This window comes from Mycobacterium lentiflavum (assembly GCF_022374895.2).
In the GTDB taxonomy this organism is placed as follows: Bacteria; Actinomycetota; Actinomycetes; order Mycobacteriales; family Mycobacteriaceae; genus Mycobacterium; species Mycobacterium lentiflavum.
In genome coordinates, this window is record NZ_CP092423.2 from 211196 (window position 1) to 226196 (window position 15001).

At 66.0% G+C, this 15001-nt stretch carries 16 protein-coding genes; 8 read left to right on the plus strand and 8 right to left on the minus strand.

The annotated features are described in order from the left end of the window. Positions 1–43: 43 nt before the first annotated feature. Genes MJO58_RS01040 through MJO58_RS01055 form a run of 4 tightly spaced genes read left to right on the plus strand, consistent with a single transcriptional unit; the run spans position 44 to position 2721 of the window. Positions 44–898, plus strand: a complete 855-nt coding sequence (locus MJO58_RS01040) for a pyridoxamine 5'-phosphate oxidase family protein (RefSeq protein ID WP_239721750.1) — start codon at positions 44–46, stop codon at positions 896–898. Further along, complete coding sequence (locus tag MJO58_RS01045) at positions 899–1582, plus strand: hypothetical protein (RefSeq protein WP_217493093.1); 684 nt, start codon at positions 899–901, stop codon at positions 1580–1582. A gap of 39 nt (positions 1583–1621) precedes the next feature. Beyond that, a complete protein-coding gene (locus tag MJO58_RS01050) occupies positions 1622–2215 on the plus strand; it encodes a hypothetical protein (RefSeq protein WP_239721751.1) in 594 nt (197 codons plus the stop codon). After that, positions 2215–2721, plus strand: coding sequence for a flavodoxin domain-containing protein (locus tag MJO58_RS01055; RefSeq protein ID WP_259608737.1), 507 nt, complete (start codon positions 2215–2217; stop codon positions 2719–2721). The genes MJO58_RS01050 and MJO58_RS01055 overlap by 1 nt, the downstream gene beginning before the upstream one ends. Here the strand turns inward: MJO58_RS01055 and MJO58_RS01060 are convergent. Continuing rightward, complete coding sequence (locus MJO58_RS01060) at positions 2705–3547, minus strand: PaaX family transcriptional regulator C-terminal domain-containing protein (protein ID WP_239721753.1); 843 nt, start codon at positions 3545–3547, stop codon at positions 2705–2707. The two genes, MJO58_RS01055 and MJO58_RS01060, sit on opposite strands and share 17 nt — an antisense overlap. Positions 3548–3608: 61 nt before the next feature. On the opposite strand from MJO58_RS01060, the gene MJO58_RS01065 reads away from it, so the two are divergent. Continuing rightward, complete coding sequence (locus tag MJO58_RS01065; RefSeq protein WP_239721754.1) at positions 3609–4808, plus strand: aromatic ring-hydroxylating oxygenase subunit alpha; 1200 nt, start codon at positions 3609–3611, stop codon at positions 4806–4808. Between the two features lie 2 nt (positions 4809–4810). Here the strand turns inward: MJO58_RS01065 and MJO58_RS01070 are convergent, their stop codons facing one another. From MJO58_RS01070 to MJO58_RS01090, 5 genes are all read right to left on the minus strand, one after another. Further along, complete coding sequence (locus MJO58_RS01070; protein WP_239721755.1) at positions 4811–5572, minus strand: HD domain-containing protein; 762 nt, start codon at positions 5570–5572, stop codon at positions 4811–4813. 23 nt (positions 5573–5595) lie between these two features. Next, positions 5596–6411, minus strand: coding sequence for a polysaccharide deacetylase family protein (locus tag MJO58_RS01075; protein WP_239721756.1), 816 nt, complete (start codon positions 6409–6411; stop codon positions 5596–5598). Positions 6412–6616: 205 nt separating this feature from the next. Then, complete coding sequence (locus MJO58_RS01080; protein WP_239721757.1) at positions 6617–7999, minus strand: alpha/beta hydrolase; 1383 nt, start codon at positions 7997–7999, stop codon at positions 6617–6619. Between the two features lie 44 nt (positions 8000–8043). Further along, positions 8044–10323, minus strand: a complete 2280-nt coding sequence (locus tag MJO58_RS01085; RefSeq protein WP_239721758.1) for a heavy metal translocating P-type ATPase — start codon at positions 10321–10323, stop codon at positions 8044–8046. 141 nt (positions 10324–10464) lie between these two features. Continuing rightward, entirely contained in the window at positions 10465–11553 is a 1089-nt protein-coding gene (locus MJO58_RS01090) for a hypothetical protein (RefSeq protein ID WP_239721759.1), read from the minus strand. Between the two features lie 416 nt (positions 11554–11969). On the opposite strand from MJO58_RS01090, the gene MJO58_RS01095 reads away from it, so the two are divergent. Continuing rightward, positions 11970–12446: an SRPBCC family protein gene (locus MJO58_RS01095; RefSeq protein ID WP_090598276.1), complete on the plus strand. Its 477-nt coding sequence runs from the start codon at positions 11970–11972 to the stop codon at positions 12444–12446. Positions 12447–12510: 64 nt separating this feature from the next. After that, positions 12511–13011 carry a YkgB family protein gene (locus MJO58_RS01100; RefSeq protein ID WP_239721760.1) on the plus strand — a complete coding sequence of 167 codons (501 nt, stop codon included), beginning with the start codon at positions 12511–12513 and terminating at the stop codon, positions 13009–13011. Here MJO58_RS01100 and MJO58_RS01105 read toward each other — a convergent pair. Together MJO58_RS01105 and MJO58_RS01110 are read right to left on the minus strand one after the other, a co-directional pair. Next, the gene (locus tag MJO58_RS01105) at positions 12952–13560 is read right to left on the minus strand and encodes a TetR/AcrR family transcriptional regulator (protein WP_239721761.1); all 609 of its coding nucleotides are present in this window, start codon (positions 13558–13560) and stop codon (positions 12952–12954) included. The two genes, MJO58_RS01100 and MJO58_RS01105, sit on opposite strands and share 60 nt — an antisense overlap. Next, positions 13557–14243 (minus strand): trimeric intracellular cation channel family protein, encoded by a 687-nt coding sequence (locus MJO58_RS01110; RefSeq protein WP_090598281.1) that lies wholly within the window; start codon positions 14241–14243, stop codon positions 13557–13559. Before MJO58_RS01110 ends, MJO58_RS01105 begins: the two co-directional genes overlap by 4 nt. A 92-nt stretch (positions 14244–14335) precedes the next feature. On the opposite strand from MJO58_RS01110, the gene MJO58_RS01115 reads away from it, so the two are divergent. Further along, complete coding sequence (locus MJO58_RS01115) at positions 14336–14983, plus strand: TetR/AcrR family transcriptional regulator (protein ID WP_239721762.1); 648 nt, start codon at positions 14336–14338, stop codon at positions 14981–14983. Positions 14984–15001 lie beyond the last annotated feature (18 nt).

The window sequence follows — 15001 nt, forward strand, 5'->3', positions numbered from 1 at the left end:
GCGTACCTTCGAACCGAGGCGCGTCTACCGAGAGGCGGCGGTTGTGATCACTCGTGATGTCGAGGTAGGTGCCGTAGCCGATCTGGCGCTTGCTCCACCACGCGCGGCGTTGGCCGCCGTCATAGACAACGACATCCGATTGCTTCCGGTGGCGGTGGCTCTAGAAGAACCGGCCGATCCCGCCACGTCGGCGCGCATCGTGCGGGTGACTGCCGACAGCCCAGACCTCGGCGGCTGCCCCGTCGTGGTGGTAGCCGACGACGGCCCGCAGTGGTTTCGGTTGCGCGCGCTGACTGTCCGGGGCACCGCCGATGCCGCGGGCGATCACACTTATCGGGTCGTGCCCGAGCGGGTCACCGCGTGGGACTACGGCGCGCTTCGCGCTGTACCGGAACCGCAGTCAGGCCCGCTGCCCACATCTACTTCGACCGCGCACGACGCGGATGACGGCTCTTATCTGGAGTCGCCGAAACTCCAAGCGGCGGTGAAGAATTCGCGAGTCATGGTGCTGGCGACCCGGTCACGCAAGGGTATGGCATTCGCCGTACCGCTGTGGTTCGTACCGCAGCGCGGCCGGTTGTACGCGACGACGTCGGCGTCGTCGTGGACGGTGCGCAACCTGGCTGCTACGCCTCAGGTGGCCCTGTTACTCGGCGGCGAATGCGGCGATCGTGGGAGTCGGCTCCTGGTGCACGGTAGCGCTCGAGCGGTCGCAGCGATGCCGCCGCCAGAGGTGCTCGCCCGGATCGCTTGGCGTTACTATCTGCAACCCCGATTCGCGGCGGTCGAGCTGCGTCACATCGGCTTGTGGCCGCTGCGCCTGCGGTACTACGGCCAGTCGCAGCCGGCGTACGTCGTGATCGCGCCGCACACAGCGACCGAATGTGGCGTGCCGTAAATGAGATGGAGCCTCGCTGCTTCGGCTCTGGGGCTGGTCGGCTATGACGTGTTGATCCGGCCTGCGCAATTAGATTGGGGCGCAACAGCTACCGAACGGCTAATGCGGCTGCCCGGCGATGACATCGTCGGGGACGTAATGAGTCATCACACCAGGGCGGTGACCATCAACGCAGCGCCGGCAGCGGTCTGGCCCTGGCTTATACAGATGGGGGACCACCGCGCCGGTTTCTACAGCTATGACTGGGTTGAGCGTTATTTGTTCCCCGGCACCGTGCATTACGTCGAAGGGCGCCATTCCGCGACACGCATTCACCCAGAACTGCAGGATCTCCGGGTCGGCGACCGGATCAACACCGGGTCGATAGGTCGGGTGCGGATCGGAAACGCGGTGACGGTTCTCGAGCCGCACCGGGCACTGGTCATCGGAACCTGGGCATTCGTCCTCGTGCCGGTCAATGAAAGTCGCACCCGTCTGCTGGTTCGCGAGCGCGACGCCGGATGGTTGCGGCTGCTGGCCCCGCGACGCAGCGGACTGCTGCGCGCATTGGGTGCGGTCATCGACTACACGGTGGGGGAGCCGCTGCACTTCGCAATGGTCCGCGCGATGATGCTGGGCATCAAGCAACGCGCCGAGTCCGCCGGTGCTGCGGTGCCCAGTGTCCCTAGGGAAGAGGACCAGTGACCCTAGGCCCGGGCCCCGGTTGGATCGAAAATCGCAACCATGTCAACTATCGGCACAGAACGCATGCTTATCGAATCGGCGGTTCCGACATTCGATGCGATGCTCGCCGAGCACGTTGTCGTAGCCGCTGCCCCGCCGACCACCTACCAAGCCGCGAGAACTCTGGACCTGCTCACCGTGCGCACGCCACTGCTGGTGGCGTCCATGTGGATCCGCGGATTGCCGGCACGTTTGCGAGGACAGGCCGCGCCAAACCCACCACGCTTGGTGATCGCCGAGGACGGGCTGCCGGGCTGGGTGGTGTTGGGCGAACGACCCGACTGCGAGTTCGCATTCGGCGCGGTGGGGAAGTTCTGGCAGCCGGTGATCGAGTGGCGCGACGTTGCGGATTTCACCGGCTTCGCCGAACCCGGATGGGGAAAGATCGCGGCTAACTTTTCGGTGGCGCCCTACGGGGAAAGTCACACGCTCCTTAGTTACCAATGCCGTACTGTGACAACCGATCCCGTCGCACGTCAGCACTTCGTGCGTTATTGGTGGCTGATCCGGCCGTTTGTCGCACATATCATGCGCGCGACGCTGAACACGATCAGGGCGAATGCCGAGGCGGCTGCGGGACTAGGGAGCAGATGATGCGCGTCCTGGTGAGTTTCGGATCTAAGCGAGGCGGGACAGCGGGGTTAGCCGCGATGATTGGTGAAGCGTTGACCGCGGCTGGCTGCGAGGTGTTGGTAAGCCCCGCCAAAAACGTTTATGACCTCATCGGTGTCGACGCAGTAATCGTGGCCGGCGCGTTGTACGCCAACCGGTGGCATCGCGACGCGCGACGCTTTGTCCGCCGAAATGCCGCGGCGTTGCGCGAGCTGCCGGTGTGGCTGGTGAGTAGCGGACCACTGGACGCCTCGGCGGAGGACAACGACATCCCACCCACGGCACAGGTCGCGAAGTTGGCCCGGCGTGTCGGCGCACGCGGACACGTCACGTTCGGTGGTCGGCTGGAACCCGATGCAAAAGGGTTTCCCGCCAGTGCGATGGCGAAGAAGAAAGCCGGTGATTGGCGCAGTCCCGCGCATGTTCGGCGCTGGGTCGCCAGCGTGGTCGGCGAGCTGAACCGGCCGAAGGTCAGCCGCCCGACATAGCGGGGCCGCGCCCCGGTGCCCGGCGGAAGGCGGCGTTCATCCGTCGTTTGAATGCGTGGTCGAACCGGCGGTAAGTGGTGCGCAACGCGCGCCCCGGCCACGGCTTTGGCAGCAGAGCCAGGGGTAGCAGCGGGTCGCGCTGAAGATGGCGGACCACGGCGATCGATAAGGCGAAGTCGTAGGTGAGGCTTTCGGTCAAATCCTGGCCCGGACGTGACTTGAGTGCGACGTCCATCGCCTCGATGAGCACCGTGGCATCGTCCGTCCAGCCATCGAGGGCAAACACGGCTCGGACCTTGTCGGGGGGGAAATCGGTCTTCGCATTGTGAAAGTGTGTGCACTGCTGATCCAGTATCGCCCGCGACGCTGGAAGTCGCTGCGGATCAAGGTTTTCCGGACGTATCCAGACACCTTCTCGAAGCTCCGCGAGGTGCAGCTCCGTCGCTGCCTTCCGCAGCTCCAGGCGATCAGCCGCGGAACGACGATCGAGCGAGACGATCGCGAGCTCCCATGTTCCGTCCCAGCCGGAGAGCGTCGTGTCGTCGATCCGGGATGCCTCGTCGACACGTCGGCGGCGCTCCAGCAATCGCCCGGCGAGCGCATAACTGCCGCCGTCGGCGGAGAGTTCGCCGTCCGTGACCATTCGCCACAGGCAGGTGCGGGCGGCGCCCGCGCTGATGCCGAACAGGGAGGCCACCGCAACCAATTCGGCGACCGCCAACCGGGGTTGAACGGCGCCCAGCAAGGCCGTGGCGAGCACCGAACGTGTGCTGAGCGCCCGGTTGCCGATCGGATCGCTCACTCGGGACTGGAAGGGGGTGGCCACTGGCGGCAACGGTATCACCAAATCGTTGACGCGTGACGATCAAAGTGTGATACTTGCGCGCATGAGTTCGCCGACGAAGTCGGTGCTCGCCGACGATGTCGAAATCGTTCGGCGCGTCCTCGCCCATATCGACGCCGGTACCACCGACGAGGGCGAGAGCTGGCGTGAGCCTGTCGAAAATTATCTGAGCCCAGTCCGATTCGCCGAGGAACGCCGGATGCTGCTCGCGATGCCGAGCGCTTTCGTTCCGTCGGCGGTGATCCCGAACCCGGGCGACCATGTCGAAAGAACGGCCTTCGGGGTGCCGTTGTTCGCGGTGCGTGGTCGTGACCAACGGGTGCGAGTGTTCCGAAACGCGTGCCGGCATCGCGGTTTTGCCCTCGTTGAGGGGGCCGGGTGTTCGCACGCGCTGGTGTGCCGCTACCACGGCTGGACGTATCGCTTGGACGGCTCCCTCTCCCTTGTGCCGCATGCCGAGGCATTCCCCGATCTCGACGTGTCGACCCGCGGCCTGGTCGAGGTCGTCAGCCGCGAGGTGGACGGCCTGATCGTCATCGGTCCGCTGGACTCCGGTGATGCGGGCTCGCCAGAGTCCGCCGAGGCGATGGCATGGCTCACTGATGGAAGTCCGTGGCGGGACAAGTTGGTCCCGGCTGAGAAACTCATCGTGGTGGACTCGACGCCGCGAGCGATCAATTGGAAGGTGCTTGCCGAGCAGTTCCTGGAGGGCTACCACATCCGCTCCACGCATAGGGAAACCTTTTTCCCGGTGCAGTACGACGACCTCAACGTGGTTGAGAAATTCGGACCGAACAGTCGAATCACGTTTCCGTATCAGAACATTGAACGGCTTCGCGGTCGTCCGGAAAGCACCTGGACGACAGATGCTCGGGTGACGTATCTGTATCAGTTGTTCCCTAATGTCATGTTGGCTACATTTCCGGACGTGATATCCATGGTCGTGATCGACCCGGTGGATGTCGACCACAGCATAGTTACAACCTATTCGATGGTCAGGCCAGACGTTGCCGCCCGTGCCTCGCTCAGTCCGACCGACAGACTGGTGGGCGCGGGTAGTTTCATTGAGCGCGGTCTGGTGGAAGACAACGAGATGTCCGCGGGTGTGCAACGCGGCTTACGTTCCGGCGCCAACGAATTCGTGGAGTTCGGGCGACACGAGAGCGCGATTGGGCACTTCCACGCAACACTGGACGAGCGTCTGGCTCGATCGGCGACCGCAACGGCGCGCACGCATCACTGACCTCACGAGTCGAATGGTGCCATTCGCACCGCTAAGGGCAGTCCACAGCGGACCAGGAGTCCGAATCGCCCACGCGGCACCGCTGCCGCCTCCGCGCGCATCATGCTCACGAGTTCGCGTTTGAAATCGCCTCGCGGGTAACGCCGTAGCACCTCGGCAACGTTTTCCGGAGCGATGTCCCAATTGCGCAGTCCGGCGCCGTCGACCATCGCTCCCCACTGCAGGTAGCAGCCCATCGCGCCGTCGACGTCGACCGTGATGCCCGGTGTCGTATGCACACAGATGCCGTCGGCCAGCAGGTCCGCGCGCTGGGCATCCACGTCCGCCGCCTGTGCGCAGGCGAACAGCCGTTCGGCGCTGCCGAGTGTGAAATCGCGCTCCGGCGTTGGATTTACGATTCCGTAGTCGTGCAGCAGCGCCCCGCAATAGAACAGCTCGTCGTCGAGCTCACAGCCATCCACCGCCGCGAGAGCATGCCCGAACAGCCAGGTGCGGTAGGAGTGGCCCAACAGCGTCGGCGGCAATTCCGCGCACGCCTGTTCGGCCTCTCGCGCGAACCGGGAATCCGGTACTCGCAATGTGTTCAGATCCACGCGCGCGGCCGCCTCCGGAATCTTGCCCAGCGCCAGCTTGACCCGACCCACCGCGTTCGTCCACTGCCCCACCGCAGTCGCGAGCAGTAGGCGGCGCCGCTCTGTACCAGAGAGCCGGCCACTGGTGCGCCGTGCCCAGCCGAGCCCGCCAAGCCGCTGCGGATCAGGCATAGGCGCGGCCAATCGTGTTGTCGCTAAGGCGTTCTCAAGAACACGTCGTTGAGCGTGACGGTACGCAGGTTCCGCTCGCGGATCGTGTCGATGAGTTGCGGATACACGTGTGTGACGGGCAGGTGATTGAGATGACCGATCACGATGTTCTGGGGTGTGAAGTACTCGTCGATCATCTTGAGGATGTATTCCTCGGTGATCAAAGTCGAGTCAGACAACGACCCCGACCACAGGGTCGGGACGGTGTAGCCGAGCTCGTTCGCCACCGCGTCGACGGCGCCGTTGTGCTTGCCATAGGGCGGTCGGTAGTACGGTTTCGCGCCGACGCCGTAGGTCTTCTTGAGAAACTCGTCATTGCGCTTGAGTTCCTCCTCGACCCTACTTTGCGGCACCGTCGTCAAATCCGGGTGTGACCAGGTGTGGTTGCCCAGCTGGATCTGCCCGGACTCCACCAGCGGTCGCAGCAGGTCCAGATTGTCGGTCCAGGAGTTATAGATCCCGTTGACGAAAAACGTCATTCGCACGCCGGTGTCCTTGGCGAGCTGCGTGTAGGCGCGCACGACGTCGCTGTTCACCCCGTCATCGAGGGTCAGCGCGAGCAGGTCGCCGTCGCCGGGGAGCTTCATCAGTGCGCCACCGCCGGGCAGCGGAATGCGCTCGCTGAGCGGCGGGGGCGGCAACAAGCCTGCCTGTGATGGTGCCGCGGGCCCGGGGGTCGGCATCGAATCCAGGGGCACCTGGGCAAAAGTTCGTGGTTGGGGATCGACGATTAGGCGTGCCGCACCGACCGCGGCGACCGTAGCTGCGGCGAGCGAGCCGAGGAAACGGCGGCGCTTCATCTCCGCATCGTTTGCGGTGCTGTGGCGACGAGGCGAGCGCGCGTACCGGTCGCCTCTCCTGTCAAACTCCGCATCCACAGGAGCGAACCGTACCACTGCAAGCTGGGATATGTCGGTTTCGTTACGGGAGGGTCAGCTGTGAATTCCCGACGGAAAACGGCGTGGAGCTGCGAAGGTCACGACGCGATCACGACGCGCTATCGGATCAGTTCGGCTGTCCGCTGCCCCGCTGCGGTAACGGCACCGGCTCGACATTCGGGGTTCCCAGAGTCGAGGCCAGCCAGGGCAACGATGCATCGAACGCCTCGGCGGCGAACGGCCAGTCGTGTTTGCCTGGTTGGGTCACCACCGCGCAGGTGATGCCGTTGGCTTCGGCGATGGTGCACAGCGCGTGCGCGGCCGCGTCCTGGCCCTCCGGATTGGCCGCGGCGGTGCTCACCAGGGCGGGGTTGGCCGCCTGCGGGACGCTGTGCGCACCGGGCGGGGCGGGGATGTCGAACCATCCCGACAACCCGGTGTAGCGGCCGTGCCGGGTCATCACGGTGAGCGGGTCGTAGTCGGCCCAGGCGGCGGTGTCGCCGCCGAACAACTCGGCGATGGTCTGTTCCTTGCTACCGATGTTGGGCCGGAAGTCGCCGGCGATGTCCACGAAGGCGCTGAATAATTCCGGATGCATGACGGCCAGGGTGACGGCGCAGGTGCCGCCCATCGACCACCCGGCTACCCCCCAATTCGCCCGGTCTGCGCTGACGCCGAAGTTCGAGACCATGAACGGCACCACATCTTTGGTCAGGTGATCGGCGGCGTTGCCGCGGCTTCCGTTGACGCACTCGGTGTCGTTGTCGAACGCGCCGGTGGGGTCGGGAAACACGAAGACCGGGGCGAAACCGTGATGGCGGGCGGCGAAACCGTCGATCGCGGTGAAGGCACCGCCGGGCCCCAGCCAGTCGCGAGGCAGATTGAACGCCGAGCCGAGCATCATGACCGTCGGCAGCCGCGGTGGGGGGTTGGTGTTGAACCACGCCGGGGGCAGATAGACGAGTTCCTGGCGGTGCGGGAAGTGGGATGCGTTGGAGTCGATGTTGACCGGCACGACGACACCCTTGTCCGGCTTGGTCCCGGCGACCTGCATCGCGGTGACCTGCAGCCGGTCGATCTGGTCGGGGAGCGGTTCGGACGTCAGCTGATTCCACGCGGCGAGCACGGTGGGGAAATAGCCAACCCACAGGTTCAAGGACATGCCCGCGCACAACACACACAGCGGGACCGACACGAACGCGAGTCCGCGCCGCCACCAGCGGGCGCCTTTCCAGCCCAGTACCAACACCGCGGCGGTCAATCCGCTCAGGGCGATCCACAGCCACAGGGACTTGGGTGCGGGGTCGCCGGCCACCCCGAGCGACACGATGTACCAGTAGGCCAGCGCGGCCACCGCGGCCGCGACGACCAGGGCCACCGGCAGCGCGCGTCGCAGCCAGCTCGGCCTGTGCCAGTCGATCACGATCAGCGCCACCAGCAGCGCGAGTGCTTGCGTCGCGAGGGGCAGCCAGCCGTGCAGCAACGACAGATTTCCGAGGAATTGGGGCAAAACGTGCAGACCTTAAAGCTATGGAACCCGGTAGGCCAGACCAACTATCCCATATCGCCCGAACGGATCGTGCTCGCGAAAGAGCGCAGTCGCAGGCTGTTACCGACGACAAAGACGCTGGAAAAGGCCATCGCGGCACCCGCGAGCATCGGGTTGAGCAGGCCCAGCGCGGCCAGCGGGATCGCGGCGGCGTTGTAGCCGAAGGCCCAGAACAGGTTCATCTTGATCGTGGCCAGCGTCTTGCGCGAGAGCCGGATCGCGTCGACGGTGGCACGCAGGTCGCCGCGGACCAGCGTCAGGTCGGCGGCCTCGATCGCCACGTCCGTGCCGGTGCCCATCGCGATGCCCAGGTCGGCGGTGGCCAGTGCGGCGGCGTCGTTGACCCCGTCGCCGACCATTGCGACGACCTTGCCATCGGACTGCAGACGCTGCACCACGGCGACCTTGTCGGCGGGCAGAACCTCGGCGATGACGTGCGCGATCCTGAGCTCTCCGGCGATGCGGTCGGCCACGAGCTCGTTGTCCCCGGTCAGCAGGACCGGTGTCAACCCAAGCTGCTTGAACTGCCGGATGGCTTCGGCGCTGGTGGGCTTGACGGTGTCGGCGATCACCAGGATCCCGCGGGCGCTGCCGTCCCAGCCCACGGCGACGGCGGTCTTACCTTCGCTCTCGGCGCGAACCTTGGCCTGTGAAAGATCGGGGGGTAGGTACTGGGCCCAATCGGCCAGCAGGCTTTCGCGACCGACGACGACGGCATGACCGTCGACGGTGCCGTGTACGCCTTTGCCTTCGACGTTCATGAAGCCCTCGGCGGCGGGCAGCGAACCCAGTTCCGTGGTGGCCGCCTTGGCGATCGCTTGGGCCACCGGGTGTTCGGAGGCGTCCTCGAGCGCTCCCGCGTAGCGCAGCAGCGTGGCACGGTCGGTGTCGGGTGCCGCGATGACGTCGACGAGCGTCATCTTGCCGGTGGTCACGGTGCCGGTCTTGTCGAGCACGATGGTGTCGACCTTGCGGGTGGATTCCAGCACCTCGGGTCCCTTGATCAGCACGCCGAGTTGGGCCGCGCGACCCGTGCCGACCAACAACGCGGTCGGAGTGGCCAGGCCCAGGGCGCACGGGCAGGCGATGATCAACACCGCGACCGCGGCCGTGAACGCCGCGGCGACCGGGAATCCGGCGACGAGCCACGCCAGCAACGTGACGACGGCGATCGCGATGACGATCGGCACGAAGACCGCGGACACCCGGTCCGCGAGCCGCTGGACTTTCGCCTTGCCCGATTGCGCGGTTTCCACCAGCCTGGCTATCTGCGCGAGCTGGGTGTCTTCGCCGACTCGGGTGGCGCGCACGACGAGCCGCCCGCCGGCGTTGACGGTGGCGCCGGTGACGACGTCGCCCTCCCCCACCTCGATCGGCACCGACTCGCCGGTCAGCATCGAGGCGTCGACGGCCGACGATCCGGAGAGGACGACCCCGTCCGTCGCGATCTTCTCGCCGGGACGCACGACGAACTCGTCGCCGACCTTGAGCTGCGCGACGGGGATGCGGATCTCGATGCCCGGACCGTCGGGGCGCAGAAAATCGGGGCGCAGCACCGCGACGTCCTTGGCGCCGAGCTCCACCAGGGCGCGCAGCGCCGCGCCGGCCCGCCGCTTGGAGCGGGTCTCGAAGTAGCGGCCGGCCAGTACGAACAGCGTCACCCCCGCGGCCACGTCGAGATAGATGTTGCCGGCGCCGCTGCTGGGCGCGGTGGTTCGTGCCAAGGTCAGCGAGAAGCCGTGATGCAGGTGCGGGTGGCCGGCCGTCCCGAAGAACAGGGCATACAACGACCACAGGAATGCCGACAGGGTCCCGATCGACACCAGCGTGTCCATCGTCGCACCGCCGTGTCTGAGGTTCCGCCACGCGGCGGCATGAAACGGCCATCCCGCCCACAGCACCACCGGCGCGGCCAGCGCCAGCGATACCCATTGCCAGTTGCGGAACTCCCATGCGGGGACCATCGCCATCGCGATCACCGGCGTGGCGAGCACGATCGCGGCGATCAGGCGGCTACGCAGCGAAGCCAGCTCGCGGTCGTTGTCGGCGGGCACCGCCTGCGATTGCGGCAATGCGGCCGTGTAACCGGCCTTTTCCACCTCGGCAACCAGCGACTGCGGGTCGTAGCCCGCCGGGACCGCGACCGCGGCTCGCTCCAGGGCGAAATTCACGGTCGCCGTCACGCCGTCGAGTTTGTTCGGCGCCTTTTCCAGCCGGGCCGCGCAGGAGGCACACGTCATCCCGGCGATGTCCAACTCCAGGTTGCTGACCGCACTCGTGGTCATAACGCTCCTTCCGGATACCCCCCTGGGGTAACCAAGCTCTACCAAACTTATACACCCCTGGGGGGTATATCCGTCAAGGCCGTGTGACCCGCGCCATTCTGCCTCGTCGGCGATTTGGGCCGGGGAGGGTACGTCAGACGGCTACGGCTGCGACAACAACAGCATCACCCGGCCCTCCGACGGCGGCTCGGGAAAGGAGCTCGGATCGAAGCCGTAGTACTTGCGCTGATCGGCGGTGATGGCGTCGATCACTTTGCCGCTGGCCGTGAGCTGGCCGTGGCCGACGCCCCCGCGGACGCCGGCCATCATGCCCTTGAAATCGGGCACCGAAAGCGATTCGGCGAGCAGCAGCGCCTCACCACCGGAGGCCAGGGTGACCAGCACCCCGGCGCCCGCGTAGTTGTTGCCGCCGCGGCCGGTGCCTCGCGGCGCCCAGTAGACAGGCTCGGACGCCACGGTGCCTTGCACCCGCCGGTATTCGCCCGGGTGGTCGGTGTCGGCGACGGTCACGACGGGCAGCGCGGCGATCGTGCGCTGTTCCTTGAACCACATTGCGCCCAAAGGGATGCAGACGATCGCGTACATCAACACCAGCAGGACGAGCACCGGCTTCCATGCGATCTCCCAGCCGAGCCGGCGTTGCGAGATCGGCAGGCCGTCCAGCCGCGCATCAAGCTTGTTGCGCCCGAGGCGAAAGACGTACCAGGCCAAGACGCGCGCCAGCGCCATGCAGCCGAGAATGATCAGGCCGACGATGCCGCAGATGCGCCAATAGAACGTGCTGTCGCCCTGATTGGTCGTAGCCGCCAGCATCACGGCCGGGATCGGCGCCGTAATCAGTAGCAGCAGCGCATAGCTCGGGTGGCTGGTCAGAAAGGGATAGGTCACGGTCCACGCGCGGTTGCCGCCGTAGACGGTCAGCCCGCCGATGTCGGCGTGGACCGTCGGAGTCCACGACCCCTCCACCACCCGGGGTTTCACCAGGGAGCGCACGAAGAAGAAGCCGAAGACCAACGACACCACCAGCGCGCCCCAGAACACCCCGTCGAGCCGCTCGCCGGTCCCCGGCACACCAAATGCCCCGCGAATGTCGATGACTTTGCCGATGAAGAACGTCAGCGGCATCACGAAGAAGAACTCAGTGAGCCAGATCTGGATCAGCTGCGGGATACGCGACCCGATCCGGTCGAACGCCAGCATACGTTGCCAGATGAAGCGCAGGACGCCCATGGTGAGCGACTCTAACTGGGATTTATGCCGGCGTGGGCCAGTTGAGCGTCATTGCCGTAGCGGCGATCAGCCGCCGATGTACCCGCAGTCCGCTGCAGCGGGAGGTCCCTCTGCCGCCCCTGGGTCTCGCCCGTCACCGGACCGGGCATGACCCCACTGCTCCGGATGCTGTGTTTGCCCAGTTGACCGCGACACGACGCGTCAGGTGCTTCAGGTCGGCCTTCGGGGTGATCCGGCGGTCAACCATCAGCTCGGCGTGGACGCGACCGCGGCGCTGGACGTGCCGCGCAAGTTCGGGAAGCCCGATTGACCAAATCGAACTTTTGGCCCGCCGCTTCGTGCCCTCTCCCGGACCAGCATCCCGGAACCGCAAGATTAGGCGGGTCTAGGCTTCCGGCTAGGCGGAAGGAGGCATCATGACTGTCACCGTTGTCGACGCAGGTCCCCGACAAGTGAGCCGATCGGTCGAAGTGGCCGCCCCGGCCTCGGAGCTGTATGCCTTTGCGGCCGATCCCAGGCGCCATTGCGAGCTCGACGGTTCGGGCACGGTTTGCGACAACATCTCCATGCCGGCCGAAATGGTTGTCGGGTCCAAGTTTTCGACCAAGATGAAGATGTTCGGGGTGCCCTACCGCATCACCAGCACGATGACCACGCTGAAGCCGAACGAAGTCGTCGAATGGCGCCACCCGGTGGGCCACAGCTGGCGTTGGGAATTCGAGGCGCTCTCGCCGACCCTGACCCGGGTCACCGAGACCTTCGACTACCGCGACGCCGGTCCGATCAAGAACAGCCTGAAGTACTACGAGCGGATGGGGTTCGCGAAGGGCAACGCGTCGGGTATCGAAGCGACGTTGGCCAAGCTGCGCGATCGCTACGCCGCGAGATCGTGAACGCGATCGCGGCCTGAATCGTGGCTCCTTCGGAAGACCAGCCGGCCACCGAAGGACCTAAACGATGACCCGCAGCGCCGTCCCCAGCGCAGCAACGCGCCCCCTCTCGGAATCACTGATCCGCTTGGGCCACCTGATCAGTCGCTACGGGCTGGCCGTCGTCTTGGCGTGGATCGGGTTCGGCAAGTACGTGAAGATGGAATCCCGGGTGATGATCGAACACAACCCGCTGATGAGCTGGGTCTACGACGTATTCAGCGTCACGACCGTCGCCCGTGGGCTGGGCACGATGGAAATCGTTGCGGCCCTTCTCATTGCGGTGCGTCCATGGTGGCCACGCCTGTCAGCGGTGGGAAGCGCGCTGGCGGTGGTGCTGTTCCTTGGGACGCTGAGCTTTTTGTTCAGCACGCCCGGTGTGGTCTCGACCCATTCCGCCGGCCTGCCAGTCCTGTCGGCACTGCCGGGCCAATTCTTGCTCAAGGACCTGGTGCTGATCGGGGTGGCGCTATGGACGCTCGGCGACGCGTTGCGTGAACAGCGTTCCCCGGATGAGGCGTTTGGCTGAAACGAGCGCGGCTTGGTAGGTCTGCGGCGCCAAGCTGTCCGCTTGCTCCGACAGCCCCCGGGTCAGCGCGCAGATTGCTTCGACCGTCGACCGGGTGTCGGTCTCGCCGGACAGTGTCCCGTGTCGGCAGGCGTCGTCGACGATCTGGAACACGACGTCGTGCAACGCCTTGGATCCGGGCGATCCCGTTGTGCCCGCAGCGCGCAGGGCTCGCAAGAACCCGGTCAGGTAGGGATGGTCGCGGACCAGGCGCGTCGACTCGTCGAGCACCGCGTCGAGCCGTTCGAAGGCGCTTTCGTGGCGCGCGGCGGCCGCGCGCAACCGGGGCGCGACGATCGCCTCGATCTCCTCGCCGGTCGCGGTGAGCAGTTCGGACTTGTTCGGAAAGTAGTGGTACAGGCTGCCGCTGGTCATCTCGGCGGTCCGGGCGATCTCGCGGATGGTCGCCTGCGAATAGCCGACCTCGGCCACGCACCGCATTGCGGCGGTGATGATCCGGCGGCGGGTCTCTTCGCTGTCCGCCCCCACCGGGCGCCCGAGCTGAGTCATTGGTCGTCGGGTCGGCGCGCTCGTCTGCCGATCCGGATGCGCCACGTCCGCTTCCGCCGCACCAGGTAGTAGTCGGTGGGAAAACTCTCTCCGAGTCGCCAGCCCCGCCATCGGGCCAGCAGGCACAAGCCCGAGCCGACGACGATCCCCGCCAATTCGCCCAGCGGTGCCTGACCGTAACGGGACAGCAGCACCACGGTGCCGCTGGCCGCCACAGCGGGTGTCGCGTAGAGCGTATTGCCGCCGAAGATCGCCGGAGTGCGGTTCACCGCCAGGTCTCGCAGTGCACCGCCGCCGACAGCACTGATCGTGCCGAGCAAAATCGCTGGGAGCCAAGACAATCCGGCTGCCAATGTCTTCTCCGCACCCGCCACCGCCCAGGTGCCCAACGCCAGCGCGTCGACGACCGGATAGGTCAGCGACCATAGCCGCGCTCGCAGCGGTATCAAGAATGCGACCGCCGCGCCCGCCAGGGCAACCACCACGTAGAGCGTGTCCGTCAATGCCACCGGTGGCCCGTGCTGCAACAGCGTGTCTCGGATCAAGCCGCCGCCGAGTCCCGACAGGATTGCGAGCGCGACGAATCCCACTGGATCCATGCGGAATTCGCGGGCCACGACGCCGCCCAGCACGGCGTTGACGAACACACCGGCCAGGTCGATTGCGCGCGAGAATTCCCCCAACGCGAGGTTAACGGCCGCTCACCTCCGGAATTGCATGGTCGGTCAAATATATTCGACGTTGTACTGCGCCCGCGGTCGAAGGGTGGGCAACCATGCGAGCGAAGACACAGCTGGGTCGCCCCGTCGGCGCCAGCGGCGAAGAGACCCGCCGCCGCATCATCGCCGCGACGATGAAATGTGTGGCGCGGGTGGGTTACGCCAAGGCGACGATCCGCGAGATCGCCCGCATGGCCGACATGACCAGCGCCAGCCTGTACAACTACTTTCCGAACAAATCCGAACTGATCAAGGCGGCCATCGCGGCCAGAACCGACACGGCCATGCCCCGGCTGCGCCGGGCCGCGGAAGGACCGGGCAATATCGTCGACCGGATCGAAGCGGTGCTCGACGAATCCGGCCAATTGATGCGTGAGTACCCGGACTTGGCCGCGTTCGAGTTCGCGATCCGGGCAGAAACCGTTGCGGCGCCGCCGCGGCCTAAGGCCCGCGGGAAACCGAGAAACCCGGGGTTCGAAGCGTTCCGCGAGATCATCGAGGGCGTCGTCGAGGACGCCCGACAGCGCGGCGAGCTGGGTGATCATCCGGATTCACGAGCGGTGGTCGCGGCGATCTACGCGCTGATCTACGGTCTGACGGAGCTGGCGGCCACGCTCGCGCCGGAGGACTACCACGCGGCTTTGAGCTCGGCGAAGGTGCTGGTCAGGGGTGCTTTGTTTGAGGAGCAACCGAGGAGTCCTTGATACGATCAAGCGATTGAT

Bases quoted from the DNA above. Each gene is read 5' to 3' on its own strand.
- MJO58_RS01045 (WP_217493093.1), top strand. From the start codon at position 899: ATGAGATGGAGCCTCGCTGCTTCGGCTCTGGGGCTGGTCGGCTATGAC.
- MJO58_RS01050 (WP_239721751.1), top strand. From the start codon at position 1,622: ATGTCAACTATCGGCACAGAACGCATGCTTATCGAATCGGCGGTTCCG.
- MJO58_RS01055 (WP_259608737.1), top strand. From the start codon at position 2,215: ATGCGCGTCCTGGTGAGTTTCGGATCTAAGCGAGGCGGGACAGCGGGG.
- MJO58_RS01065 (WP_239721754.1), top strand. From the start codon at position 3,609: ATGAGTTCGCCGACGAAGTCGGTGCTCGCCGACGATGTCGAAATCGTT.
- MJO58_RS01070 (WP_239721755.1), bottom strand. From the start codon at position 5,572: ATGCCTGATCCGCAGCGGCTTGGCGGGCTCGGCTGGGCACGGCGCACC.
- MJO58_RS01075 (WP_239721756.1), bottom strand. From the start codon at position 6,411: ATGAAGCGCCGCCGTTTCCTCGGCTCGCTCGCCGCAGCTACGGTCGCC.
- MJO58_RS01085 (WP_239721758.1), bottom strand. From the start codon at position 10,323: ATGACCACGAGTGCGGTCAGCAACCTGGAGTTGGACATCGCCGGGATG.
- MJO58_RS01090 (WP_239721759.1), bottom strand. From the start codon at position 11,553: ATGGGCGTCCTGCGCTTCATCTGGCAACGTATGCTGGCGTTCGACCGG.
- MJO58_RS01095 (WP_090598276.1), top strand. From the start codon at position 11,970: ATGACTGTCACCGTTGTCGACGCAGGTCCCCGACAAGTGAGCCGATCG.
- MJO58_RS01100 (WP_239721760.1), top strand. From the start codon at position 12,511: ATGACCCGCAGCGCCGTCCCCAGCGCAGCAACGCGCCCCCTCTCGGAA.
- MJO58_RS01105 (WP_239721761.1), bottom strand. From the start codon at position 13,560: ATGACTCAGCTCGGGCGCCCGGTGGGGGCGGACAGCGAAGAGACCCGC.
- MJO58_RS01115 (WP_239721762.1), top strand. From the start codon at position 14,336: ATGCGAGCGAAGACACAGCTGGGTCGCCCCGTCGGCGCCAGCGGCGAA.